We start from the raw sequence: 20,957 nt of genomic DNA, 5'->3' as shown, positions 1-20,957 counted from the left end.
TTTTAGCGGAACCGGAACGATTCTGCAAGGGCCGAAGCCCAAACTATACAAATTAAGGAGCGGATAGTAACATGAAAGTCCTCGTCATCAATGCGGGCAGTTCCTCTCTGAAGTACCAGCTCATGGACACCGACACCCGGACGGTGCTGGCCAAGGGCCTGTGTGAGCGCATCGGCATCGACGGCCGCCTGACCCACAAGGTCCCCGCCAAGGACCTGAAGCTGGAGTTTGAGATTGCCATGCCCACCCACGCCGAGGCCATCCAGTCCGTGCTGGACGCCCTGACCTCCGCCGAGCACGGCGTGATCCGGAGTATGTCCGAGATCGACGCGGTGGGCCACCGGGTGGTCCACGGCGGCGAGAAGTTTGCCGCCTCCGCCCGGATCGACGCCGACGTGATGGCCGCTCTGGAGGAGTGCATCCCTCTGGCCCCCCTGCACAATCCCGCCAACATCACCGGCATCAAGGCCTGCCAGGCCGTTATGCCCTCCACTCCCATGGTGGCCGTGTTCGACACCGCCTTCCATCAGACGATGCCCGCCAGGAGCTATATTTATGCCCTGCCCTACGAGTATTATGAGAAGGACAAGGTCCGCCGCTACGGCTTCCACGGCACCTCGCACCGCTATGTCTCCGCCCGGGCCGCCGCCCTGCTGGGCAAGCCCATTGAGGAGCTGAAGATCATCACCTGCCACCTGGGCAACGGCTCTTCCGTCAGCGCCATCGACGGCGGCAGGAGCGTGGATACCTCCATGGGCTTCACCCCCCTGGCCGGCGTGCCGATGGGCACCCGCTCCGGCGACCTGGACGCCGGCATTCTGGAGTACCTGATGAACAAGTACGGCATGGACATCAAGGAGATGCTGAACGTGCTGAACAAGAAGTCCGGCGTGCTGGGCATCTCCGGCGTATCCTCCGACTTCCGCGACCTGGAGGAGGCCGCCAAGGCCGGCAACGACCGCGCCCAGCTCGCCCTGGACTCCTTCCAGTACAGCGTGAAGAAGCTGGTGGGCGCTTACGCCGCCGCCATGGGCGGGGTGGACGCCATCGTGTTCACCGCCGGCGTGGGCGAGAACGACGCCGTCACCCGGATGGCCATCGCCTCCGGCCTGGAGTTCATGGGCGTGAAGATGGACGCCGAGGCCAACAACACCCGCGGCCACGAGGCGGTGGTCTCCGCCGCCGACTCCAAGGTGAAGGTGCTGCTCATCCCCACCGACGAGGAGCTCATGATCGCCATGGATACCGCCGAGATCGTAGGCAAGTAAACTGCACAGGAACCACGAAGGGCCCGCGCTCGCAATGGAGCGCGGGCCCTTTTCGCATCACAGGTTTACCAGGTGACCCCCAGGTCGGGGCGCACACCCAGGTCGATGATGTCCTTGGCGTCGTAGAACTGGAGATACCGCTCCCGCTCCCGGCCGCTGCGTAGGGTCTTGCCGTCGGGGTGAAGCCGGTCGCAGATGACGGCGGAGATGTCCGTCTTGATCTTGGAGTAGGACTCGACACCCACCGAAGCGAAGACCCGGAAGCCCATGCTCTGGAGGTACTGGAACATGGGGCCGGTCTGGGTTACGTCGTTGTCCCCGTCGGGCCGCGCCCCGTGGGGATAGAACAGGATGCTGGTGGGGCCCACCAGGCTGCCCACCTCCTCGGCCCAGCGCTCGGTGTCGGTCTTGACCACCTCCATGGACTTGGCGGACAGGTTGATATGCCCCCAGGTGTGGCTGCCGAAGGTCCAGCCGGTCTCCTTCAGACGCTGGATCACCGGCATCACCGCGTCGATCTCACTCTGGCGGTAGGCCTCAAACTCCGCCCGGCGCGGGTCGTCGGCCTTGATGTCCCGGTCGTTCTGGGTCCGATAGCCCAGGATGCCCTGGTAGCCGGTGAGAGAGAAGATGGCCTTGGCTCCGTTGAGGGAGAAGTCGGGGTGCTCCAGGATAAACTGGTCCAGGATGGTGGTGGCGTCCAGGTCCTGAGTGAGGAAGGTCTCCTTGGTGTAGGGGTCGGTGCACTCGGCCCAGATCTGGCCGTCGTCCCCCACCACCAGCTTGGAGGTAAAGCCCCCCTCCAGCATATACTCATAGTAGTTCACGTCGTCAAAGGAGATGATCAGAGGTTTTTTCCCCTCGGGGAGCCGGAGCGTGTTGCGGACCATATGGGTACCGCTCTCGTCGGTGACCTCGCTCCAGACGTCCTCCATGGCCACCAGAATATAGCCCTTGTCATAGACGCTCTGCAAAATCTTGTTGTACTCGTCTACCGTCACCATCCAGTCGTCCAGACCGATGCGCTGGGATTCGGGCAGAGGGCTCTCATGGAAGGCGTACTGGGGATAGGCGATGATGGGGTGGAAGAACAGGTGCTCCACCACCTGGTCCGGGCCCCAGGACTGTGTGAGCTGGTCCTCAGACCAGTAGGTCCTGACGGCGTCGTAGGGGTCCGCGGCGGGGGTTGGGGAAGATTCGGCGGAGGCGGTGGGCTCCGGGGTTGCGGAGACGGGCGGGGTGTCCGGTGTACCGCTGCCGGCGGGCGGGGCTTTCTTGCAGGCGGCCAGCGGTGTGAACAGCGTCAGGGTCAGTGTCAGGGCCAACAGTCGTTTCAGGTTTGTTCTCATGCACATGGGCGGGGTTCCTCCTAGCGTTCGATCTCTGTCCCTGTTATCTTACAGGAAACGGGCGGTAACATGCATCACAAAGAAATGACAAAAAGATTAAGGTTTTCCGTCGGGGGGCGGGACCCTTCGGACCAGCAGAATGGAGGCCGCGCCGGTGACGGCTCCGGTGACCAGGGAGGCCAGCAGTAGGGGAGCCAGGTAGACCAGCAGGGCGGGAGAGGCCAGCACGGCCATGGCGGCCAGGACCTGGCCGGTGTTGTGGGCGGCGGCGCCGGCAATGCAGACGCCGAAGAGGGACAGACGGCGGCAGCGGACCAGCAGCCACATGACCCCAAAGGCCAGCAGCCCGCCGCCCAGGGAGAAGGCCAGGGCGGAGAGATTACCGCCCACCAGCGCGCCCAGCAGGCACCGGGCCACCAAGATGAGCAGGGCCTCCCGGCCGGACATGGTGCACAGGGCGTAGATGGTGACCAGATTGGCCAGACCCAGCCGCAGGCCGGGCAGGGGCACCAGCACGGTGAGGGGGAAGAGCCCCTCGGTTACCGACAGGGCCAGGGCCAGGGCGGTCAGGACCGCGCAGCGGGTGAGGCGGCGCGTGGAAAGGGCGGAAGCAGGATACATCACGGGCCCTCCTAACCGGTCACGCCGTCCACGGCCGGGGCCTCCGAGCCGGTGACGGAGATGATGAGGCGGTTGGGCAGGCAGACGATCTGCCCGCCGGAAACCGACACCCAGCCGGTGTGGACGCAGTCCTCGCCGGGGCAAGAGCTCTCTGAGATCCGGATGCGGCCCCGCTCCGCCTGAATCGTGAGGGGATAGTCCAGCTCCTCCAGGTACAGGGTGACGGGTTCGGACAGGGAAGAGAGGGGGTATTGGGCGATGACCTCGTTATTTAAGACGACTGTGGCGGTCAAAAAGTTTCCAGGGGCCGGACGAAAAAGATAGAGCAGGAGAAGCGCGAAGGCCGCCACGGCCAGCGCCACAAGGCCGTCCCAGGGGGTGGGGCGGACACGGATAGCCGCGGGGGGAGTTCCAGCGTGTTTCATCGGTATGCCTCACATCAAAATCCACAATTTGACCCCGGTAAAGCCGGGATCATAGACTTTTTTATTGTATCACGAAGCGGCGCGCTTGAAAAGCTCCGATGACAGGAAGGAACTGGCGCCGGGAGCGGTAAGTATTTTCTAGTTGCAAAACAGGGCAAATTCTGATAAAATACTGCCTGTTAGACTGGTGCGGTATGCGCCGGACGAAAGCGACTAGGAGATGAACCCATGGATAAACAGAAGCAAGCGGCGCGGAACCAGAAGGAGGATGTCGTCCTGAACCGGACCCTGATCTGGTTTGGCGGGGCAGTGGTCGTTGAACTCCTGCTGCTGCTGCTTAACCGCTATTATATCAATTATAACGTCAGCGGCATCACGCTCATGAGCAACATCCATAAGGCCCTGCCCGTGATGATTGCAGCGCTGGCGGTGCTGACGGTGGTCTGCGCGGTCTGGCTGTATACAGGGTTGAAAAAGAAGCGGAGCGGCCTGATCCCCGGGCTGCTGACCGGCGTTTTCGGAGCTCTGGCTCTGGGATGCCTGGCGGCGTTCCGATTCAAGGGGGCCGGCATCCAGCTCATGTGTACCCTGGTCCCGGCCGTGGCGGTGCTGGCGCTGGTGTATTACCTCTACCAGCGGGAATTTTTTGCCATCACCGTTTTATCGGCACTGGGCCTGGTCGGGCTTTGGCTCTTCCGCAAGGCGGGCGGCGGCCACGCAGTGGTGGTCTATGGCTATTTCGCCGTGGTGGCGGTGATACTGGTGGCGGCGGTGCTGCTGGCCCGGCGGCTCCAGCAGGCGGAGGGAATGCTCAAGCGCGGGGAAAAGCGTATCCGGGTCCTGGGCCACGGTGCCAATTACGCCCTGTTCTATGTCAGTTGTGCCGTGGTGGCGGCGGCCCTGGCGGCGGCTTTGATCCTGGGCGCTGCGGCGGCCTACTACCTGATGTTCGCACTGGTGGCTTGGATCTTCGTACTGGCAGTCTACTTCACCGTCAAGCTCATGTGATTGGGAAAAAAGCGGCGCCCGGCTACTGCCGGGCGCCGCTTTTTTGTGTGTCTTCACGCCTCCTTGCGAATGGGGGCGTAATACTGCTCCTGATACTGGGCGAAGAGCTTTTCAAACTCGGCTGAGGCGCCGGAGTGGAGATACTTGAGGTAGGTGTGGTTGTCAGGTAGGTTTTCCTTGGCGGGGGTGGTGGAGCGGAGGATCAGCATGGCCACATTGGAGCAGTGGTCAGAAATGCGCTCCAGATTGATGAGCAGCTCCAGAAACTGCGTGCCCAGCTCGATGGTGCAGGCGCCGGATTTCAGCCGCTCAATGTGCCGGTTTTTCAAGGTGTCCTCCATCAGATCCACCACCTCTTCCAACGGCTCCACCTGCATGGAAAGGGCGTGATCCCGGCCGGCGTAGCAGGCCAGCGTGGTGTCCACGGCTTTGCCCACGGCGTCGGTGAGGTACCGCAGCTCGCGGCTGGCCACGGGGGAAAAGGCGATGTCCCGGCTGTGGAGGGCGGTGGCCGACTCGGACAGATTGACCGAGTAATCGCCGATCCGCTCAAAGTTGGTGAGGGTGTGGAGCAGCTCGGACACCAGATTGCTCTCCGACTGGGTGAGGGCGCGGTCGGTGAGCTTGACCAGATAGCTGTCCAGCATGTTCTCCAGCTTGTCGATGGCGGACTCGGTCTCATGGAGCCGCTCCAGCTTTTTGTCGTCATAGTCGGAGAGCAGCTCCACGGCCAGACGGTAGTTGTCCCGGGCCATGGTACCCATATTGATGACGGCGGCGCGAGCGTGCTCCAGAGCCACGGCGGGGGAGGAGAGGAAACGCTCGTCCAGGGGGTTGATGTCGATGGTCCCGGTATCGCCGGGGACCAGCGTCTCCACGATCTTCACCAACACCCGGTTGAAGGGGAGCAGCAGAAGGGTACAGGCTACGTTGAAGCCCAGGTGCAGGTTGGCGATGGAGCCGCGGTTCATGACGTCGCCCCAGAAGGGGAAGTGGAACAGGGCGTTGCCTGCATACAGCACCACGAGGAAGAACAGTGTGCCGATGATATTGAACAGGAGATGAACCATGGCCGTCCGCTTGGCATTTTTGCTGGCGCCGATGGCGGAGAGAAGGGCGGTGATACAGGTGCCGATGTTCTGGCCCATAATAAGGGGGATAGCAATATGGAAGGAAACCACGCCGGTGGAGCTGACCGCCTGCAGGATGCCCATGGAGGCGGAGGAGCTCTGGATCAGGGCGGTGACGGCGGCGCCTACCAGAATACCCAGCAGGGGATTGGAAAAGGCGACGAACAGCTCGCGGAAGGCGGGGAGCTCCTGGAGGCCGGAGACGGCGTTTTCCATGGTCTTCATGCCGATGAACAGAAGGCCCAGCCCCAGCAGGATCTGGCCCACGATCTGCCTGCGGCTGCTCCCCTTGAGGAACATGAAGAGCACGATGCCCACCGCTGCCAGCAGAGGGCCCAGGATCGAGGGCTTGAGCAGGGCCAAAAAGACGTTGTCGGACGAAATGTCGCCCAGCCGGAGGAGCTGCGCGGTGACCGTGGTGCCGATGTTGGCGCCCATGATAATTCCCACAGTCTGGGGCAGCTTCATGATGCCGGCATTGACGAAGCCCACGCACATTACGGTGGTGGCGGCGGAGCTCTGAATCAGACCCGTGACCAGAGCGCCAAGCAGGACTCCCTTGAACACGTTGCTGGTCAGTCGTTCCAGAATACCCTCCAACCGACCGCTGGAGAGCTTCTCCAGACCGTCGGTCATGGTGGACATGCCGAACAGGAAGGTCGCGATTGCACCTATCAGGGTGATCACATCAGTTGCGTTCACAAGTTTCCTCCAAATCTGACAAGTTGTCAAAGTTGAGCGGCCGAAATTTGCAGGATTCAATTTTAGGTCCCTATAAAACCAGTATAGATTATATACGCCTTTTTTCGCCGCGTAAATCCTATGTAAAGCACTTGACGTAAATTTTACATTTCGGCCAAAAAGGCAAAAAGTTTCTGCATGAAATCCGTCAAATAATCAGCGTGGGCGGCAAAGGGGTCCGGATGCCCTCTTGTGTTTTTGGAAAAAAGAGGGTAAAATAAAGAACAGCAGATCAGCCGTCAATCTCCAGACCAGAGAAGGAGGAGGACCCATGACAAAGGAACAGGAAACCTTGCAGGAATGGATCAGCGCGAGCGACAACATCGTCTTTTTCGGCGGGGCCGGCGTATCCACCGAAAGCGGCATCCCCGATTTCCGCAGCGTGGACGGGCTGTACCATCAGCAGTTCCAGTATCCGCCTGAGACCATGCTGAGCCACAGCTTTTATGCGTCCCACACCGAAGAATTTTTTGATTTTTACCGAAAAAAGCTGCTGGCCCTGTGGGCCAAGCCCAACATGGCCCATCGGAAGCTGGCCGAGCTGGAGCAGGCGGGCAAGCTCCGGGCGGTCATCACCCAGAACATCGACGGTCTCCACCAGATGGCCGGGAGCCGGGAGGTGCTGGAGCTCCACGGCTCCGTCCACCGGAATTACTGCCAGGCGTGCGGCCGGTTCTATCCGGTGGAGGCGGTGGCTGAGGCGGAGGGGGTGCCCCGCTGTGCCTGCGGCGGGGTCATCAAGCCCGATGTGGTGCTCTATGAGGAGGCGCTGGACGGGACGGTGATGCGGAGGGCGCTGGACTACATCCGCAAAGCCGACATGCTCATCATCGGCGGCACCTCGCTGGTGGTCTATCCGGCCGCCGGGCTGGTGAACGATTACCGGGGGAATAAGCTGACCCTCATCAACAAGGGGGCGACCTCCATGGACTGGCAGGCCGATCTGGTGGTCTCCGGCCCCATCGGGGAGATCCTGGGCGCCGTCCAGATTTGAAGAAACAGCCCCGGCGTTCTGCGCCGGGGCTGTCGGTAGGCCGCCATTTATTGAAAAACAATAAAAAATAATTGACATTCAATATAGAGTGTGCTATGCTGACCCCAGAACAAGGGAGGGATTCCCATGGAAAAGACCGGAGTACAAAAGCTGGCCAGCGTATTAAAGGTCCTAGTCACGATTACGTTTATCTGCAACATCCTAGCACTGTTCCAATTGCCGACTTTGGTGGTGTCCCGAGGTGAGCCGGGGGTGTTGATGGATTTGTTGCGCCATCCCGTAGCTTTCTGGCTCTCTTACTATCCGGATTTTCTGTTTCTTGTGGCAGAGTGCGGAATCTATGACTGGGTACTATACGGATTCCTTTTTTTCTGCGGCGTCTGCACCGCCGTCATCCTGTGGCAGGCCCGCCGGGTGCTGGACACCATCCTGGCCGGGAACACTTTCACCTTTGAAAATGCGGCCAATATGCGGCGGGCGGCGGTATGCTGCTTCCTCATCTCGGCCGCCGCCCTGGGCCGGACGGTGTGGGGCCTGTGTTTTTATCGCAGCCTGATGCCTCTGCTCACATACAACGCGCTGTTCGTGCCCATCTTTCTGATGGCGGGACTGCTGTGCATGGTCATGTCCGCTCTTTTCCGCCAGGCGGCGGAGCTGAAGGCGGAAAATGACCTGACCATATAGGAGGGCGGAACGATGCCGATCATGGTCAATTTGGATGTGATGATGGCCAGGCGGAAGATGAGCCTCAACGAGCTGGCCCAGCGGGTGGACATCACCCTGGCCAACCTGTCCATCCTGAAGAACAATCATGCCAAGGCGGTGCGCTTTACCACCCTGGAGGCCATCTGCCGGGCTCTGGACTGCCAGCCCGGCGACATTTTGGAATATGTATCCGGAGAGGAGGAAAAGCCGTGAAGCGGCTGCTTTTGCCCGCCCTGCTGCTGTTTTTCCTGGCCGGCTGTGCCCGGAACGCCGACAATCTGATTTTCGTCAACGACAGCGCCGCATCGGTGGGACTGGTGGAGCTGGCCGGGCCGGGGTATAGCGGGGGCGGCTGCTACGCGGACGGCTCCCCCATCGGGCGGGGGGACTCCCTGGGCTTCCGGATGGACCCGGACGAGGGCGGGGTGGTGTCGCTGCGCGTCTGGGACGAGGGGGAGCGGGCCGTGCTGGCTCAGGGGACGTTTTCCCTGTCCTTTGAGCACGAGCTCCGGTATACCGTCACCCTGTCGGAGCGGGGCGGTCGGCCCGTCCTGCTGCTGGAGGAGCTCCCGTCATAACAAGCGAAGGGACCGGGCGTGCCGGTCCCTTCGCTTGTTCCATGCGGTTCAATCCTCCGCCAGGACGATGTGGCCATCCTCAATGCGCTGGATGGTAGCCAGGGCCTCCACCCGCAGACCCATGCGCCGCAGGACCTGTCCGCCGTCCCGGGTGGCCTTTTCGATGGCGACACCCACACCGGCGGGTTCCGCCCCGGCTTTGGAGACGATCTCCAGCAGTCCCAGCATGGCCTGGCCGCTGGAGAGGATGTCGTCTATCAGCAGGACCCGGTCGTCCTCGCTCAGATACCGGCGGGAGACCCGCATGGTGTAGGATTTTTCCAGAGAAAAGGAGTGGACCTCGGCGGTGTAGACGTCCGGGTCGATGTATCCGGTCTGAAACTTCTTGGCGTAGACGGCGGGGACGCCGAGCGTCAGCGCGGTAAAGCAGGCCATAGCGATGCCGGAAGCCTCCACTGTCAGCACCTTGGTGACCTTTTCGCCTTGAAAGCGCTTGGCCAGCGCCTTGCCGGCGGACTGGAGCAGCTCCATGTCCATGCAGTGATTGAGAAACATGTCCACCCGGACGATGTCGCCCTCACCGATGGCGGCGTCCTTTTGGATTCGTTTTTTCAGTTCATCCATATGTGGTAGGTGCCTCCGTTCTATATTTCCGCGTGGTGCTTCCGGCGGTACTGGGCTTACCACCCGGTACAGCCTCCGCGGCATTGCTGAATAAAGTGCTCGAACAGGAAAGAGCCGTCCGCCGTGTCCGGGCGACGCCGGTCATACGACATGCGCTCGGGGTGGAATTGGACGCAGAGCAGGGGCAGCGTGTCATGTTCCATGCCCTCCACCAGGCCGGATTCCGACCAGGCTGTGGCCCGCAGGCCCGTCCCCAGCCGGTCCACGACCTGATGGTGGGAGCTGTTCACGGGAAAGATGGGGCCGTAGAAGCGATGCAAAACAGAGCCCGCCGCAGCCCGGACGGGGTGGACCTTGTCTCCGGCGCAATGGGAGTCGTGGGTGTGAAAGAGAGCCGGCTCCGGGCCAATGTCCTGGACCAGCGTTCCGCCCAGCGCGATGTTGAGGACCTGATGGCCGCGGCAGATGCCGAAAATGGGTTTCTCTGCCGCCAGCCAGGCGGCTACGAGGGGAAACTCCGCCTGGTCGCGGCGCAGGTCCATGTCGCGGGAGCCGCGATTTTCCTGATGAAAATAGGACGGGTCCACGTCCTCGCCACCGCAGAGCAGGAGCCCGTCGTAGTCGGTGCTGACTGGGGGACAGTAGAAGGAGCAGGGAATGCCGCCCGCGCGGCGGATGGCATTTTCATAGTTGATACGGCTGCCGTCGGAGCCGGAGAGCAGGATGCGCGGAGCTTTCATGTTCGGCCTCTCCTCATTTGATTATCAACGGTATTATAGCGGAAAAGCCATGGAACTGCAAGGGACGGCATTGACAAACGGAAAGAAATACGGTATTTTATATGAGCTGACGATTTTAACTGGCGGCTCAAGAGGGAGCGGCATCGAAGTGGTCATAACGGGACTGATGGAAATCAAAGTGGACTGTAGACCGTTTGGGCCCGAAAACCCTTGATTTTACTGGTTTTCTGGCTTGCCCGTATTTTTTACAACAGCATTTCTACACTTTGTTCATCTAGAGGGCAGGTGTTGAAGATAGCTTGGAGGAGTACCCAAGTGGTGAAGGGACCGCTCTCGAAAAGCGGCAGGTCGGTGTTCCCGGCGCGTGGGTTCGACTCCCACCTCCTCCGCCAAGAGCCTGCAATGGGAGTACCATTGCAGGCTCTTTCCTTTTTAAGCGGATAGATGTCTGCCGTTGTTGAGAAGATGCTGTGCCTCAGCCGGTTTGAAAGCTGCTTCATTGATACTTCTCCGCTTTGCAGCAGAAGGCTTGCGCAGGTATGCCCTTACGGTATTAAAACGACAAACCGGAAAAGCCCCATAATTTCAAGGATTTGGAGGTTTATCAGGTGGATTTTTTATCCTTTTCCAACCCGAAAAAATCGGGCACGAAACCGTTATACCGTAGAGGGTGTTAAATTAGCGACAAAAATGAATACCGCGTAGGTAGGCTGCTTACCTGCCCTCAAAAGGACAGTTCCTCTGAAAAGAAGAAGTGTCCTTTTGCAGTTCTCTTTTCAGCTATAACATAGTACCGTGCTCATCGATGGGGGCGATTCAGAATTTGGGATAGCCATTGAAAACACACCCAAATCTGGTACAATAAAAATACAATATTATCCTTCCATAGAAAGGGATTATCATGGAAGTAACTGCTGGTATCCTTGTGAAAGACCACCATGTTTTGCTTATGCGCCGTGCTCCGGGTCAGAATGCGGCTGGCGGTTGGGAATATCCCGGTGGAAAAATAGAGCCCGGCGAGACTGGTGAACAGTGTCTGCACCGCGAGCTAAAGGAAGAACTCTGCATTGACGCGGAAATTGGTGAGAAGATGGCGGAGAGCGCCTTTGAAATGAGCTCCAAAACCATTCGCCTACATGCCTATCGGATCAACCAATATGAAGGGGAAATCCAGTTGACCGTCCATGATCAGATGGAGTGGGTCCCACTTTCGAAGTTGTTAGACCACGACCAGCTTCCGGCCGACTATCTGGTCTCTCAAAAACTTTTGGAGGTATTGCGATGAGCTTCCGACCGCCATTTGCAGTGGGCGACACAGTGACTCACCCAGAAATCTGTACCGCATTTCAGTGCGGTAATATGGGTGGTATGCACCGCTCCAAGCGCACCAATACCCTCATTATCATCTCGGACCATACAAAGTCTCTCTATGACGATAAGTGGTATGGCGATACCCTTCACTATACTGGAATGGGCAAGACTGGAGATCAGACGTTGACCAGTCAAAATCGCACTCTGGCCGAATCAGATCACAACGGAGTCGAAGTGTACCTCTTTGAAGTGCTGCACCTTGCTCGCCACGTAAACGGCACTGAAAAACAGAAGGCTGCCCAACGGGATGTGACTTCCTCTGTCTACGTACGGGACCCCTTTGTTGCAGAGTATGCCAAGCGTCGGGCCAAGGGGATCTGTCAGCTCTGTGGCCAGCCAGCACCATTTTGGGATCAAAAGGGGCGTCCTTACCTGGAAAGCCACCATATTGAGTGGCTCTCTCAGGGCGGGGCAGATACCACTGACAATACAGCCGCGCTCTGCCCCAACTGTCACAAAAAGATGCACATTGTCAATGACCCTGAGGACGTTCAAAAGCTACGCTCAGCGATTGGATAAAACTGTTTGTGGGAGGTTGTTCTTATGCTGCTGGCCCATCCCCGTTGTAGCTTTGCCTCCTCACTGGGCACCTTCCTCAGTGTTAGAAAAGAAGAATGGCTGGCCCAAATGAAGGCTCGGGAGTCGGGGCGCCCTCTCCACGAAGAGCAGATTGCTGCCTGGGCAGACTGCTATGATGTGCTCCTACATACGCTACCGGCCATTCAAGCGCAACATCCAGAGCTCATCCTGATCTTCGAATACGAGCTGCCTTATGAAGCGGGCCGTCGCCCAGATGTGATCCTCCTCAGCCAAGAACAGGTCGTGATTTTGGAGTTCAAAATGAAATACCGTGTGCTCCGGGCCGATGTGGACCAGACGGCTGCCTATGCCCGGGATATCCAGGAATATCACTTTGAATCCAGAAACCGCAAAGTCACTTCCTTACTGGTGGTTACCCGCATAAACCATACAATAGAGTTAAGAGGTTCTGTCCTTGTGAGCTCTGGGGATCGGCTGCAGGAAGCCCTGCTCGACACGTTGCAAGCGGGCACAACCGCTTGTGATGCGACTGCCTGGATGTCCTCCCGCTATGAGCCCCTTCCCACCATCGTGGAGGCCGCTCAGATGATTATGCGCAAGGAGGCACTCCCGCATATCCGCAGCGCAGACAGTGCAGGCATTCCACAAGCATTACAGTGCCTTACCGGTATTGCTACCTATGCGCAAGAAAAGGGCAAGTATATGCTCGCCTTTGTCACGGGTGTGCCTGGCGCAGGGAAAACTTACTTGGGTTTACAATATGTTTATGAATCCCTCCAGGCAGCAGAGCAAGTGCACTCTGTGTATCTGTCGGGCAACGGCCCCTTGGTGAAAGTCCTCTCTGCTGCTTTGGGGAGCAATGTATTTGTCAAGGACCTCCATAAACAGATCGATGAATTTGTCCGCTATCGGGCCAAGGATTTTCACCAGAGCATCATTGTCTTTGATGAGGGGCAGCGGGCTTGGACGCAGGAGCGCATGGCCCAGCGGAACCCTGGTCGCCAATGCTCCGAGGCAGAATTAATGCTCCAACTGGCAGAGACACGGCTCCCGTGGTGTGTCCTTCTTGTGCTCATCGGGGAAGGGAAAGAAATCTACAAGGGGGAATCCGCCGGCGTAGACCAGTGGGTGAGCGCCATTTCCCGTGCACAACGAGCATGGGAAATTGTTGCACCTTCAAAACTGACCGCCTCCTTTGAACCGCTGCGGACGATGCGTCGCCTTCACGCGCGCAACCAATTGGATCTCAACGTGTCCTTACGCAACCACTTGGCCCAAGACGCCAGCACCTTTATGAACCATTTGATTTCAGGTGAGATTGACCAGGCAAAATCGCTTGCCACCTCCTTGCAGTCTGCGGGCTATACGATGCTCGTGACGCAGGATTTAGATGCAGCAAAGGCGTATTGTACGACTCGCTATATGGGGCAATCATCGAAGCGCTATGGACTGCTAGTCTCTTCTAAAGCAGAGTCCACGCTGATGAGACGCTATGGCGTGGATAATAGCTATGAAGCCACCAGTATGCGCAACATGGACATTGCTGCGTGGTATAATGATCCACCCGAAAGCCCAAAATCCTGCTGTCGCTTTCGCCACGTGGTGACCGAGTTCAGTTGTCAGGGCTTAGAGGTGGATCTCCCGATCCTGTGCTGGGGACCAGACATGATTTGGAATGGTCAAGCCTGGAACCTCTATCGCCCAATGCAGTCGGCAGATAGCAATGACAACCGCTAACCGGCCTGCCCGCTGAGGTATAATCGGACCCGGCAGCGGACGCCGAGAAACATGACAGAGGAGAAGCCTATGCGGATGATCATCTCACCGGCGAAGAAGATGCGGACAGACCCGGACGGCCTGGCCGCTGTTGGACTGCCCCGATTCCGGGACAAGGCGGAGCGGGTGAAGCAGGCGCTGCAGCGGCTGACGGCGGAGGAGCTGCAGGCCCTCTGGCGGTGCAGCGATTCCCTGGCGCGGCTCAACGCGGAACGGCTGCGGGGAATGGACCTGGAGCGCGGCCTGACGCCGGCCGTTTTGGCCTATGAAGGAATCCAATACCGGTATATGGCCCCAGGGGTGTTCGAGCGCGGGGAGTACGCCTTCCTGCAGGAGCACTTGCGTATCCTGTCCGGCTTCTATGGAGTGCTGCGTCCCCTCGACGGGGTGGTGCCCTATCGGCTGGAGATGCAGGCAAAGCTGTCCGTGGACGGGAGCCGGGACTTGTACGATTTCTGGGGCGGCAGGCTGGCCGACGAGCTGGCGGCCGAGACGGACCTGATCCTGAACCTGGCCTCCCGGGAGTACAGCAGGGCGGTGACGCCCTATCTGCCCCGGACGGTGCGGGTGGTCACCTGCGTGTTTGGGGAGCGGAGTAAGGGGAAGATCGTCGAGAGGGGCACCCTGTGCAAAATGGCGCGGGGGCAGATGGTGCGCTGGCTGACCGAGCGCCAAGTCACAAAGGCGGTAGACGTGAGGGACTTTGACGGCCTGGGCTATGCCTACGACGCCGAACATTCGACGCCGGACGAGCTGGTGTTTCTGCGCAAGGAGCCGTTTGCGTCCAGACACGGCTTCGTAGCCGTCCTGGACAAACAGCCGCAGGGCGGTCAGCAGGATGCGCTCCCTGGGGTTGAACATCGGATCGACTCCCCATCCTCCGGATAGTAGGAGAGAAAGAGCGAAAACAGGACGCCCCTGAGAGGAGCCGCCCTGTTTTTGAAACGGGGTGTGGAGCCGGCGGCTATCCGCCGAGAATCCCGGAGAGATCCGCAGCTCGGTGGTGTGGTCCATGGTGAGGGTGCCGTCACAGTAGGACAGGCTCAGGTAGAGTTTGCCGTCGTTTGGGCCTCAGCCGCGGTTGATCTGGTCCAGCAGGCTGTCCAGGCCGCCGCCGTCTGCTCTGGAAGCGGCGCGCCGCAGGAGGGACAAAAGGTCTTGTCCGCCGTGGCCGCCTCTGCGCAGGCGGGCTGGGGTTTTCCTGCTGACCCTTCTGGAAGGAAGGGCACCAGAGGGCTCTCGTGCAGGAGCCTGAACAGCAGACCAAGCAGCACTCGTCGCTATAGCCCAGGGAGCTGTCCACAAAGAATTGGCCAGGCCGGTGCCCGCCAGCCAGATGAGGATGGCCACGCCCATACCGCCGTCGCCGAACAGCCAGCCTATGTGGTTCCTTACGCTGGTCCTGGGTATAGCTTTACCGCACCTTGGATGTAAAGGGTCACGGTGTCTTTTCCGGTCGCCGAGGCGGTGGCGCATACACAGGAGAAAAGGACCAGCTTTTTCTTTCGATGGTTCAGGGACGGCGGCTGGGCTCAAACTGGACGGCGCCGCAGACGGTACAAAATTGGTCTCCGGCGGGGACCCCAGCGCCGCAGGCGGCGCAGATGCGGGGCGCGCACCGGGTGCACAGGCCGCGATTTTCGTTAAAGTGCTCGTCGCAGACCCAGACGCCGCAGTGCCGGCACCAGTTGAAGTGGAGCTTTGCCTCAGCGGCGGCCAGCGCCAGGGCCTGTTCCGGCTGGCCTGCCTGCGGAACAAGGACGGCGTACTCCTTGCCGCAGAGACCGCAGGAGAAAACCACCTGCCAGCCTCTGCCGCGGCACAGGAGCCGATGGGGAGCATGGAAGGCGGGGGAATCAGGCCTGGTCATGGCCGCTCTCCTCCTTTCGGACGGCCTCCAATCCGGTAAGAAATGCGCTGAGATGCCGGAGGGACTCCCGGTCCATGCCTTTGATCTCCTGCGTGATTTCCTGGAGAAGCTGTTCCCTGCTCTCCATGTGATCCTCTCCTTCCACAAATTAAGATTGATTTGGCTAGAGCATAAAGGTAAAATAAAAACCAGAAGAGGAGAGCAAAAACTCTCGCCTCTGGCGTTCAGTATATCGGTCGCATTCACCTGAGTCATCATCCCTGGGGTGACGGTCAAGCCCGAATAGGGGTGATTTTTGGGGTGATTTTTACAAAACCAGGGGAAGAAGGGAAAAGGAGCGGTTGTATGAAACGTTTTGGAGGGATTTTTTGCGTCGCCTTGATCATGGTTACCCTATTATCCGGATGCAGTGAGCCGTCCGGATTGGACCCCAAACATCCTGTGACTCTGACCCTGTGGCACAATTTCGGCGGACAGATGCAGGCCACCATGGACGCCCTGGTGGACGAGTTCAATGGTACGGTGGGCAAGGAAAACGGCGTCATACTCAGCGTCACCTCGATCTCCGGCTCGGCCTCCGTCCAGGAGAAGCTGACCATGATCGCCGCCGGGGACCCCGGCGCGCCCGAGATGCCGGATATTACCACCTGTTACCCCGCCACGGCCTCCATTCTGCGGGCAAAGGAGCTGCTGGCGCCGCTGGATGGACCGTTTACCCAGGAGGAGCTGGACGCCTATCTGCCCCGCTTCGTGGAGGAGGGGCGGCTGGACGACGGGCGGCTCTATGTCTTTCCCTTCGCCAAGTCTACCGAGGTGCTCTTTGTCAATCAGACTCTGTTCGACCGCTTTTCCCAGGCCGTCGGCGTCACGCTGGACAGTCTGTCCACCTTTGAGGGTATTGCGGCGGCCAGCATGGAATACTACCAGTGGACCGACGGGCTGACCCCCGATACGGCGGGGGACGGCAAGCATTTTTATACAGCGGACTCCCTGTTCAACCTGGCTCAGGTGGGCATGGAGCAGATGGGGGCCTCCCTTCTGGAGGGAGAGAGCCTGGCACTGGACCACCCGGCCTACCGGCGGGTGTGGCAGGCCGTGTTTGAGCCGGCGGTCCGGGGAGGCTATGCCATCTACGACGGCTACTCCTCCGATCTGTCCAAAACCGGGGAGATCGTCTGCTCCACCGGTTCTACCGCGGGCATCCTCTTTTATGGGGATCAGATCACCTACCCGGACAACACCACTGAGCAGGTGGAGTACACCGTGCTGCCCTTCCCCACCTTTGAAGGCGGGAAGAAAATCGCTATCCAGCGGGGCAATGGCCTGGTGGTGGCCCGGTCCACCCCGGAGAAGGAGCAGGCCGCGGTGCTGTTCCTCAAGTGGTTCACCCAGCCGGAGCAGAACATGCGCTTTGTGGCCTCCACGGGCTATCTCCCGGTGACGAAGGCCGCCTTTGAAAACAGCATGGACCAGGAAATCGCCACCAATGAGAACGTCAACATTCAGAAGCTGCTGCGTACGGCGGTACAGGTCTACAGCGAGTACGAATTCTACATCCCGCCGGTGTTTGACTCCTTCAACGCCCTGCGCAGAAGCTATGAAGCGGACTTTTTGACTGCCGGGGGCGCGGCTAGGGAGGAATATTGCGCGCTTTTGGAGACCACGGAGCCAGATGCGGCCTATGAAGCGGCGGTGCAGGGGCGGTTTGAGGCCTTCACCGGCCGGTAGGCATGGACGAAAGCGCAGGGGAGGGGATGGGTATGGCCGGACGCGGCCTGCTGGAAACCGGAAAGCTCTATATCCATGCCGTTCGGCGGGCGGGCCGGGACGGCCTCTCCATGCGCCTGCGCCTGTTCGGTATGCTGCTGCTCTTTCTCAACGCCATCCTGATGGGGTTTCTGCTCATCCTCTTTCTGACGGGGACCTTCCACAGCGGCATGCAGGCTACCCGGGAGCTGCTGGAAAATGAGCTGTCCTACCGGGCGCAGAATGTGTACCGGAGCTTTGGAGACATCTCAGTGCAGGGAGTGACCCTGGCCGGAGAGCTCTCCCAGAGCCTGGAGTGGCACCTGGCGGAGCGCGGAGCCGTACCCGCCGGGCTGGGGGAGGACACGGCGCTGCTGGAGGAGCTGCTGGGGGAGGAGCTCGCCCGGCTGTCCGGGGCGCTGGAGAAGGCCCGCAGCAGCGGGGTGTTTTTGATCCTGGACGCCACTGTAAATCCGGAGCTGGAGGGGGCGGAGCACTCCCGGGCGGGCCTCTACCTGAAAAATATGGAGCCCAATATCGTCAGCAATACGGCGGCCAACCTGCGCTACATGGTGGGCCCCATGGCGGTGGCCCGGGAGCGGGGGCTCTATACGCTGCCCCAGTGGAGGATGGAATTCGACGTATCGGATGGGGAGTACTACACCGTGCCGATGGAGCGGGCGGAGGAATGCCGGGATTTGCCCATCTCACGGCTGTACCACTGGAGCCGCAGCACCTCCCTGCCCGGCAGCGGCGAGCGGGTCATGCTGCTGTCCGTGCCCCTGCGGGCCTCTGACGGGACGGTGATGGGGGTGTGCGGCTTTGAGGTGAGCCAAATGCTCTTCAAGCTGTCCTACGCGCCGGACAACAGCCAGTATGAGTATCTGTTCTGTATGCTGGCGCCGTTGGAGCAGGGACGGCTGGCGGCAGAGGGCGCTCTGTTCGCCGGGAGCTATGCCGTCTATCCCACCGATATGACGGAAGAGCCGCTGGAGGTCCAGCCGGATTCCCATGCGGTCAACACATACCGTCAGGCGGACGCCGCACCCTATGTAGGGCTGCACCGGGAGGTCGTGCTCTACCCCTCGGACTCGGCCTATGAGGGGGAGGAGTGGGTCCTGGCCCTGCTGATGCCGGAGCATGCTCTGGCGGAGAAGCTGGCGGGCCGGAATTGGAGCCTGATGGTGGGATTGGGCATCCTGCTGCTGTGCAGCATGGCGGTGGCCGCCTTTATCAGTCACCGATATGTCCGGCCGGTGATGGCGGCCTTCCGGCAAATCAAAGCGGGCGGCCAGGGCGCCAAGACCCATATCCCGGAGATTGACGACCTAATCGAATTCCTTTCCACGCAGGATGAAGCGCCGGACCCGCTGCCGGGTCAGTCCGCCCTGTACCAGGAGTTCGTGAAGAACATCGACACGCTCTCCGCGGCGGAGCGGGCGGTCTTTGACCTGTACATGCGGGGCCACACGGCGCGGGAGATCGCGGAGATTCTGTGCCTGTCCATCAATACCATCAAGACCCACAACCGCCGCATTTATATGAAGCTGAACGTCACCAGCCGCAAGGAACTCATGGTGTATATCCAGATGATGGAGGAGGCGAAGGACGCCTATGTCCAGGGGAAAATATAACCCAGACGGGGGAAGGGAATCCGGCCTTGCCGGGCGTATCCGGCAGATCATTCGGGAGAGCGGGGTCAAGCAGGTGGAGTTTGCCCAGAGCCTTGGTATCAGCGCAAACTATGTCTATCTGCTCACCAGCGGACGGAAAACGGCCATTTCCGAGACCCTGGCCCGGCTGATCGAGCGTGTCTACGGCTACCCGGCGGACTGGGTCCTCCAGGGGGAGGAGGGCGGGGGGCGGCCTGTGCACGGCCTTCAGGCCGAGGTGCTCCAGCGGGTAGAGCGCATGAGCGAGCCGGAGTTGCGGGCAGTGGCCGATTTTATCCGCAGCATGGAACGGCCGCCATCCCAAGAATAAGAAAACCGCCCCCGGGCTTAAAGCCCGGGGGCGGTTATTAATAGGAGCAATCAGAGGGTGTAGCAGACCTTTCCGGGGTTGAGGATCATCTTGGGATCGAAGACCTTCTTGATCTCCTCCATGAGGCGCATATTGACGGGCCCCACAGACTCGGCCAGGTACTCCACCTTGCCCATGCCGATGCCGTGCTCGCCGGAGATCTGGCCGCCCAGCTCGGTGGTCTTGGCGTAGAGCTTGCGCATGAACTGGTCCACCTGCTTGACGAAGGCGTCCATCTCCATGTCCACGGAGCAGGTGTAAACGTGCAGGTTGCCGTCGCCGGCGTGGCCGAACATCTTGACCTCAAAGTCGAACTCCTTGTCGATCTCCTTGATGTAGAGCACGAAGTCGGCGATCTTGGAGACGGGGACGACCACGTCGCACTCGTCCAGCAGCTTGGTCTGCTCCTCGATGCCCTCCAGGAAGGAGGAGCGGGCGGCCCAGGCGTCCTTCATCTTGGCGGGGGTGTCGGCCACCAGGACGTCCATGGCGCCGGCCTCGACCACCAGCTCGGCGGCCTGCTCCACCAGGGCGTCGATGGCGTCCTGGGTGTTGGCGTCGAAGGTCACCAGCAGATAGGCGCCCACGTCCTGCCCGCCGATGTTGCGGGGGAACACGGCCTTGCCCAGATACTCCTCGGAGGAGATGAGGATCTCTCGCTCAAAGAACTCCAGAGCCTGGGGGTCCATGTGGGCCTTCTTGAACAGGGGCACGGTGGAGATGCAGGTGGCCAGGTCCTCGAAGGGGCAGATGAGGCTGACGGTCTGCTTGGGGGCGGGGATGAGCTTGAGGGTCAGCTCGGTGATGATGCCGAGGGTGCCCTCGGAGCCGATGATGAGGTTGAGCAGGGAGTAGCCGGAGGAGGTCTTGGAGACGGTGGCGCCCATCTTGACGATCTCGCCGGTGGGCAGGACCACGGTCATGGCCCGGACATAGTCGCGGGTGGCGCCGTACTTGACGGCCCGCAGGCCGCCGGCGTTGGTGGAGACGTTGCCGCCCAGCGTGGCAAACTTCTCACCGGGATCGGGGGGATACAGCAGGCCCTGCTTCAGGGCGTCCTCGGCCAGGTCGTTGAGCAGCACGCCGGGCTGGACCCGGACGACAAAGTTGTCGGTATCATATTCCAGGATCTGCTTCATGCGCATGGTGCACAGCACCACACCGCCGGCGATGGGGGTGCAGGCGCCCACCAGGCCGGTGCCAGCGCCGCGGCAGGTCACGGGGATGTTGTTGTCATAGCAGACCTTCATGATGGCGGAGACCTCTTCGGTGCTCAGCACATCAATGGAGACGTCGGGCATCTTGGTGCCGTAGATGGGCATCTCGTCGCGGGAGTAGTCGGGGTTGACGTCCGCGCCCACGACGACGCGGTCGCCGGAGATCTTCTTCAGCTCTTCGATGATTTCAGGGGTGACTGGATTGTAGGTTGCCATATGGATTCCTCCTAAC

24 protein-coding genes and 1 tRNA gene are annotated in these 20,957 nt (G+C 60.3%); 15 read left to right on the top strand and 10 right to left on the bottom strand.

What is annotated here, in order from left to right; translation table 11 throughout:
• Nucleotides 1-71 precede the first annotated feature (71 nt).
• A complete protein-coding gene (locus BN2154_RS11150) occupies nt 72-1,268 on the top strand; it encodes an acetate/propionate family kinase (protein WP_050618845.1) in 1,197 nt (398 codons plus the stop codon).
• A gap of 65 nt (nt 1,269-1,333) precedes the next feature.
• On the opposite strand, the gene BN2154_RS11145 is transcribed toward BN2154_RS11150, so the two are convergent.
• The 3 genes from BN2154_RS11145 to BN2154_RS11135 all read right to left on the bottom strand — a co-directional run bounded on the left by BN2154_RS11145 (nt 1,334) and on the right by BN2154_RS11135 (nt 3,663).
• Nucleotides 1,334-2,623 carry a polysaccharide deacetylase family protein gene (locus tag BN2154_RS11145; protein WP_242853747.1) on the bottom strand — a complete coding sequence of 430 codons (1,290 nt, stop codon included), beginning with the start codon at nt 2,621-2,623 and terminating at the stop codon, nt 1,334-1,336.
• Between the two features lie 90 nt (nt 2,624-2,713).
• On the bottom strand, nt 2,714-3,238 hold the full coding sequence (locus tag BN2154_RS11140) for a Gx transporter family protein (RefSeq protein WP_050618844.1): 525 nt from the start codon (nt 3,236-3,238) through the stop codon (nt 2,714-2,716).
• Between the two features lie 11 nt (nt 3,239-3,249).
• Nucleotides 3,250-3,663 carry a NusG domain II-containing protein gene (locus BN2154_RS11135; RefSeq protein ID WP_050618843.1) on the bottom strand — a complete coding sequence of 138 codons (414 nt, stop codon included), beginning with the start codon at nt 3,661-3,663 and terminating at the stop codon, nt 3,250-3,252.
• A 228-nt stretch (nt 3,664-3,891) separates the two neighbouring features.
• Between BN2154_RS11135 and BN2154_RS11130 the strand changes: the two genes are divergently transcribed.
• Nucleotides 3,892-4,671, top strand: coding sequence for a hypothetical protein (locus tag BN2154_RS11130; protein ID WP_050618842.1), 780 nt, complete (start codon nt 3,892-3,894; stop codon nt 4,669-4,671).
• 53 nt (nt 4,672-4,724) lie between these two features.
• Here the strand turns inward: BN2154_RS11130 and BN2154_RS11125 are convergent, their stop codons facing one another.
• Complete coding sequence (locus BN2154_RS11125) at nt 4,725-6,503, bottom strand: Na/Pi cotransporter family protein (protein ID WP_050618841.1); 1,779 nt, start codon at nt 6,501-6,503, stop codon at nt 4,725-4,727.
• Between the two features lie 310 nt (nt 6,504-6,813).
• Between BN2154_RS11125 and BN2154_RS11120 the strand changes: the two genes are divergently transcribed.
• The 4 genes from BN2154_RS11120 to BN2154_RS11105 all read left to right on the top strand — a co-directional run bounded on the left by BN2154_RS11120 (nt 6,814) and on the right by BN2154_RS11105 (nt 8,819).
• Nucleotides 6,814-7,536: an NAD-dependent protein deacylase gene (locus tag BN2154_RS11120; RefSeq protein WP_050618840.1), complete on the top strand. Its 723-nt coding sequence runs from the start codon at nt 6,814-6,816 to the stop codon at nt 7,534-7,536.
• A 126-nt stretch (nt 7,537-7,662) separates the two neighbouring features.
• Nucleotides 7,663-8,220, top strand: coding sequence for a DUF2975 domain-containing protein (locus tag BN2154_RS11115; protein WP_050618839.1), 558 nt, complete (start codon nt 7,663-7,665; stop codon nt 8,218-8,220).
• A 12-nt stretch (nt 8,221-8,232) separates the two neighbouring features.
• Nucleotides 8,233-8,454, top strand: coding sequence for a helix-turn-helix domain-containing protein (locus tag BN2154_RS11110; RefSeq protein WP_050618838.1), 222 nt, complete (start codon nt 8,233-8,235; stop codon nt 8,452-8,454).
• On the top strand, nt 8,451-8,819 hold the full coding sequence (locus BN2154_RS11105) for a lipoprotein (RefSeq protein WP_050618837.1): 369 nt from the start codon (nt 8,451-8,453) through the stop codon (nt 8,817-8,819). The genes BN2154_RS11110 and BN2154_RS11105 overlap by 4 nt, the downstream gene beginning before the upstream one ends.
• Before the next feature lie 48 nt (nt 8,820-8,867).
• On the opposite strand, the gene BN2154_RS11100 is transcribed toward BN2154_RS11105, so the two are convergent.
• Together BN2154_RS11100 and BN2154_RS11095 are read right to left on the bottom strand one after the other, a co-directional pair.
• Nucleotides 8,868-9,443, bottom strand: coding sequence for a xanthine phosphoribosyltransferase (locus tag BN2154_RS11100; RefSeq protein WP_050618836.1), 576 nt, complete (start codon nt 9,441-9,443; stop codon nt 8,868-8,870).
• A gap of 56 nt (nt 9,444-9,499) precedes the next feature.
• Complete coding sequence (locus BN2154_RS11095; protein WP_050618835.1) at nt 9,500-10,183, bottom strand: gamma-glutamyl-gamma-aminobutyrate hydrolase family protein; 684 nt, start codon at nt 10,181-10,183, stop codon at nt 9,500-9,502.
• On the opposite strand from BN2154_RS11095, the gene BN2154_RS16095 reads away from it, so the two are divergent.
• The 6 genes from BN2154_RS16095 to yaaA all read left to right on the top strand — a co-directional run bounded on the left by BN2154_RS16095 (nt 10,182) and on the right by yaaA (nt 14,758).
• Nucleotides 10,182-10,397, top strand: a complete 216-nt coding sequence (locus BN2154_RS16095) for a hypothetical protein (RefSeq protein ID WP_050618834.1) — start codon at nt 10,182-10,184, stop codon at nt 10,395-10,397. The two genes, BN2154_RS11095 and BN2154_RS16095, sit on opposite strands and share 2 nt — an antisense overlap.
• Nucleotides 10,398-10,484: 87 nt before the next feature.
• Nucleotides 10,485-10,575, top strand: a tRNA-Ser gene (locus BN2154_RS11085).
• Between the two features lie 509 nt (nt 10,576-11,084).
• Nucleotides 11,085-11,468, top strand: a complete 384-nt coding sequence (locus BN2154_RS11080; RefSeq protein ID WP_238074103.1) for a (deoxy)nucleoside triphosphate pyrophosphohydrolase — start codon at nt 11,085-11,087, stop codon at nt 11,466-11,468.
• On the top strand, nt 11,465-12,073 hold the full coding sequence (locus BN2154_RS11075) for an HNH endonuclease (protein WP_050618832.1): 609 nt from the start codon (nt 11,465-11,467) through the stop codon (nt 12,071-12,073). The genes BN2154_RS11080 and BN2154_RS11075 overlap by 4 nt, the downstream gene beginning before the upstream one ends.
• Nucleotides 12,074-12,097: 24 nt before the next feature.
• Nucleotides 12,098-13,831, top strand: a complete 1,734-nt coding sequence (locus tag BN2154_RS11070) for a DNA/RNA helicase domain-containing protein (protein WP_050618831.1) — start codon at nt 12,098-12,100, stop codon at nt 13,829-13,831.
• Nucleotides 13,832-13,900: 69 nt separating this feature from the next.
• Nucleotides 13,901-14,758 (top strand): peroxide stress protein YaaA, encoded by an 858-nt coding sequence (gene yaaA / locus BN2154_RS11065; RefSeq protein WP_094762488.1) that lies wholly within the window; start codon nt 13,901-13,903, stop codon nt 14,756-14,758.
• A 183-nt stretch (nt 14,759-14,941) separates the two neighbouring features.
• Here the strand turns inward: yaaA and BN2154_RS16090 are convergent, their stop codons facing one another.
• The 3 genes from BN2154_RS16090 to BN2154_RS15815 all read right to left on the bottom strand — a co-directional run bounded on the left by BN2154_RS16090 (nt 14,942) and on the right by BN2154_RS15815 (nt 15,867).
• Nucleotides 14,942-15,226 carry a hypothetical protein gene (locus BN2154_RS16090; protein WP_195892342.1) on the bottom strand — a complete coding sequence of 95 codons (285 nt, stop codon included), beginning with the start codon at nt 15,224-15,226 and terminating at the stop codon, nt 14,942-14,944.
• 157 nt (nt 15,227-15,383) lie between these two features.
• Nucleotides 15,384-15,740, bottom strand: coding sequence for a zinc-ribbon domain-containing protein (locus tag BN2154_RS11060; protein ID WP_050618830.1), 357 nt, complete (start codon nt 15,738-15,740; stop codon nt 15,384-15,386).
• Complete coding sequence (locus BN2154_RS15815) at nt 15,727-15,867, bottom strand: hypothetical protein (protein ID WP_154666686.1); 141 nt, start codon at nt 15,865-15,867, stop codon at nt 15,727-15,729. The genes BN2154_RS11060 and BN2154_RS15815 overlap by 14 nt, the downstream gene beginning before the upstream one ends.
• A 296-nt stretch (nt 15,868-16,163) precedes the next feature.
• Here BN2154_RS15815 and BN2154_RS11055 point away from each other — a divergent pair, with 296 nt between their 5' ends.
• From BN2154_RS11055 to BN2154_RS11045, 3 genes are read left to right on the top strand one after another with little or no spacing between them, the layout of a single operon-like run.
• Nucleotides 16,164-17,468, top strand: a complete 1,305-nt coding sequence (locus BN2154_RS11055; RefSeq protein ID WP_242853746.1) for an extracellular solute-binding protein — start codon at nt 16,164-16,166, stop codon at nt 17,466-17,468.
• 2 nt (nt 17,469-17,470) lie between these two features.
• Nucleotides 17,471-19,120: a helix-turn-helix transcriptional regulator gene (locus tag BN2154_RS11050; protein ID WP_094762487.1), complete on the top strand. Its 1,650-nt coding sequence runs from the start codon at nt 17,471-17,473 to the stop codon at nt 19,118-19,120.
• Nucleotides 19,101-19,469, top strand: a complete 369-nt coding sequence (locus tag BN2154_RS11045) for a helix-turn-helix domain-containing protein (RefSeq protein ID WP_050618827.1) — start codon at nt 19,101-19,103, stop codon at nt 19,467-19,469. Before BN2154_RS11050 ends, BN2154_RS11045 begins: the two co-directional genes overlap by 20 nt.
• Nucleotides 19,470-19,519: 50 nt before the next feature.
• On the opposite strand, the gene BN2154_RS11040 is transcribed toward BN2154_RS11045, so the two are convergent.
• Entirely contained in the window at nt 19,520-20,941 is a 1,422-nt protein-coding gene (locus tag BN2154_RS11040; protein ID WP_050618826.1) for an FAD-binding oxidoreductase, read from the bottom strand.
• Between the last annotated feature and the right edge of the window lie 16 nt (nt 20,942-20,957).

Source organism: Intestinimonas massiliensis (ex Afouda et al. 2020), assembly GCF_001244995.1.
In the GTDB taxonomy this organism is placed as follows: domain Bacteria; phylum Bacillota; class Clostridia; order Oscillospirales; family Oscillospiraceae; genus Intestinimonas; species Intestinimonas massiliensis.
This window is presented reverse-complemented; position numbering and strand designations above follow the sequence as displayed.

Excerpts from the sequence above, each read along its gene's own strand:
- BN2154_RS11075 (WP_050618832.1), top strand. The coding sequence starts at position 11,465 with ATGAGCTTCCGACCGCCATTTGCAGTGGGCGACACAGTGACTCACCCA.
- BN2154_RS11080 (WP_238074103.1), top strand. The coding sequence starts at position 11,085 with ATGGAAGTAACTGCTGGTATCCTTGTGAAAGACCACCATGTTTTGCTT.
- BN2154_RS11050 (WP_094762487.1), top strand. The coding sequence starts at position 17,471 with ATGGACGAAAGCGCAGGGGAGGGGATGGGTATGGCCGGACGCGGCCTG.
- BN2154_RS11145 (WP_242853747.1), bottom strand. The coding sequence starts at position 2,623 with ATGTGCATGAGAACAAACCTGAAACGACTGTTGGCCCTGACACTGACC.
- BN2154_RS11100 (WP_050618836.1), bottom strand. The coding sequence starts at position 9,443 with ATGGATGAACTGAAAAAACGAATCCAAAAGGACGCCGCCATCGGTGAG.
- BN2154_RS11110 (WP_050618838.1), top strand. The coding sequence starts at position 8,233 with ATGCCGATCATGGTCAATTTGGATGTGATGATGGCCAGGCGGAAGATG.
- BN2154_RS11130 (WP_050618842.1), top strand. The coding sequence starts at position 3,892 with ATGGATAAACAGAAGCAAGCGGCGCGGAACCAGAAGGAGGATGTCGTC.
- BN2154_RS11135 (WP_050618843.1), bottom strand. The coding sequence starts at position 3,663 with ATGAAACACGCTGGAACTCCCCCCGCGGCTATCCGTGTCCGCCCCACC.
- BN2154_RS11095 (WP_050618835.1), bottom strand. The coding sequence starts at position 10,183 with ATGAAAGCTCCGCGCATCCTGCTCTCCGGCTCCGACGGCAGCCGTATC.
- BN2154_RS11060 (WP_050618830.1), bottom strand. The coding sequence starts at position 15,740 with ATGACCAGGCCTGATTCCCCCGCCTTCCATGCTCCCCATCGGCTCCTG.
- yaaA (WP_094762488.1), top strand. The coding sequence starts at position 13,901 with ATGCGGATGATCATCTCACCGGCGAAGAAGATGCGGACAGACCCGGAC.
- BN2154_RS15815 (WP_154666686.1), bottom strand. The coding sequence starts at position 15,867 with ATGGAGAGCAGGGAACAGCTTCTCCAGGAAATCACGCAGGAGATCAAA.
- BN2154_RS11070 (WP_050618831.1), top strand. The coding sequence starts at position 12,098 with ATGCTGCTGGCCCATCCCCGTTGTAGCTTTGCCTCCTCACTGGGCACC.
- BN2154_RS16095 (WP_050618834.1), top strand. The coding sequence starts at position 10,182 with ATGTTCGGCCTCTCCTCATTTGATTATCAACGGTATTATAGCGGAAAA.
- BN2154_RS11150 (WP_050618845.1), top strand. The coding sequence starts at position 72 with ATGAAAGTCCTCGTCATCAATGCGGGCAGTTCCTCTCTGAAGTACCAG.
- BN2154_RS11045 (WP_050618827.1), top strand. The coding sequence starts at position 19,101 with ATGTCCAGGGGAAAATATAACCCAGACGGGGGAAGGGAATCCGGCCTT.
- BN2154_RS11115 (WP_050618839.1), top strand. The coding sequence starts at position 7,663 with ATGGAAAAGACCGGAGTACAAAAGCTGGCCAGCGTATTAAAGGTCCTA.
- BN2154_RS11040 (WP_050618826.1), bottom strand. The coding sequence starts at position 20,941 with ATGGCAACCTACAATCCAGTCACCCCTGAAATCATCGAAGAGCTGAAG.
- BN2154_RS11140 (WP_050618844.1), bottom strand. The coding sequence starts at position 3,238 with ATGTATCCTGCTTCCGCCCTTTCCACGCGCCGCCTCACCCGCTGCGCG.
- BN2154_RS16090 (WP_195892342.1), bottom strand. The coding sequence starts at position 15,226 with ATGGGCGTGGCCATCCTCATCTGGCTGGCGGGCACCGGCCTGGCCAAT.
- BN2154_RS11120 (WP_050618840.1), top strand. The coding sequence starts at position 6,814 with ATGACAAAGGAACAGGAAACCTTGCAGGAATGGATCAGCGCGAGCGAC.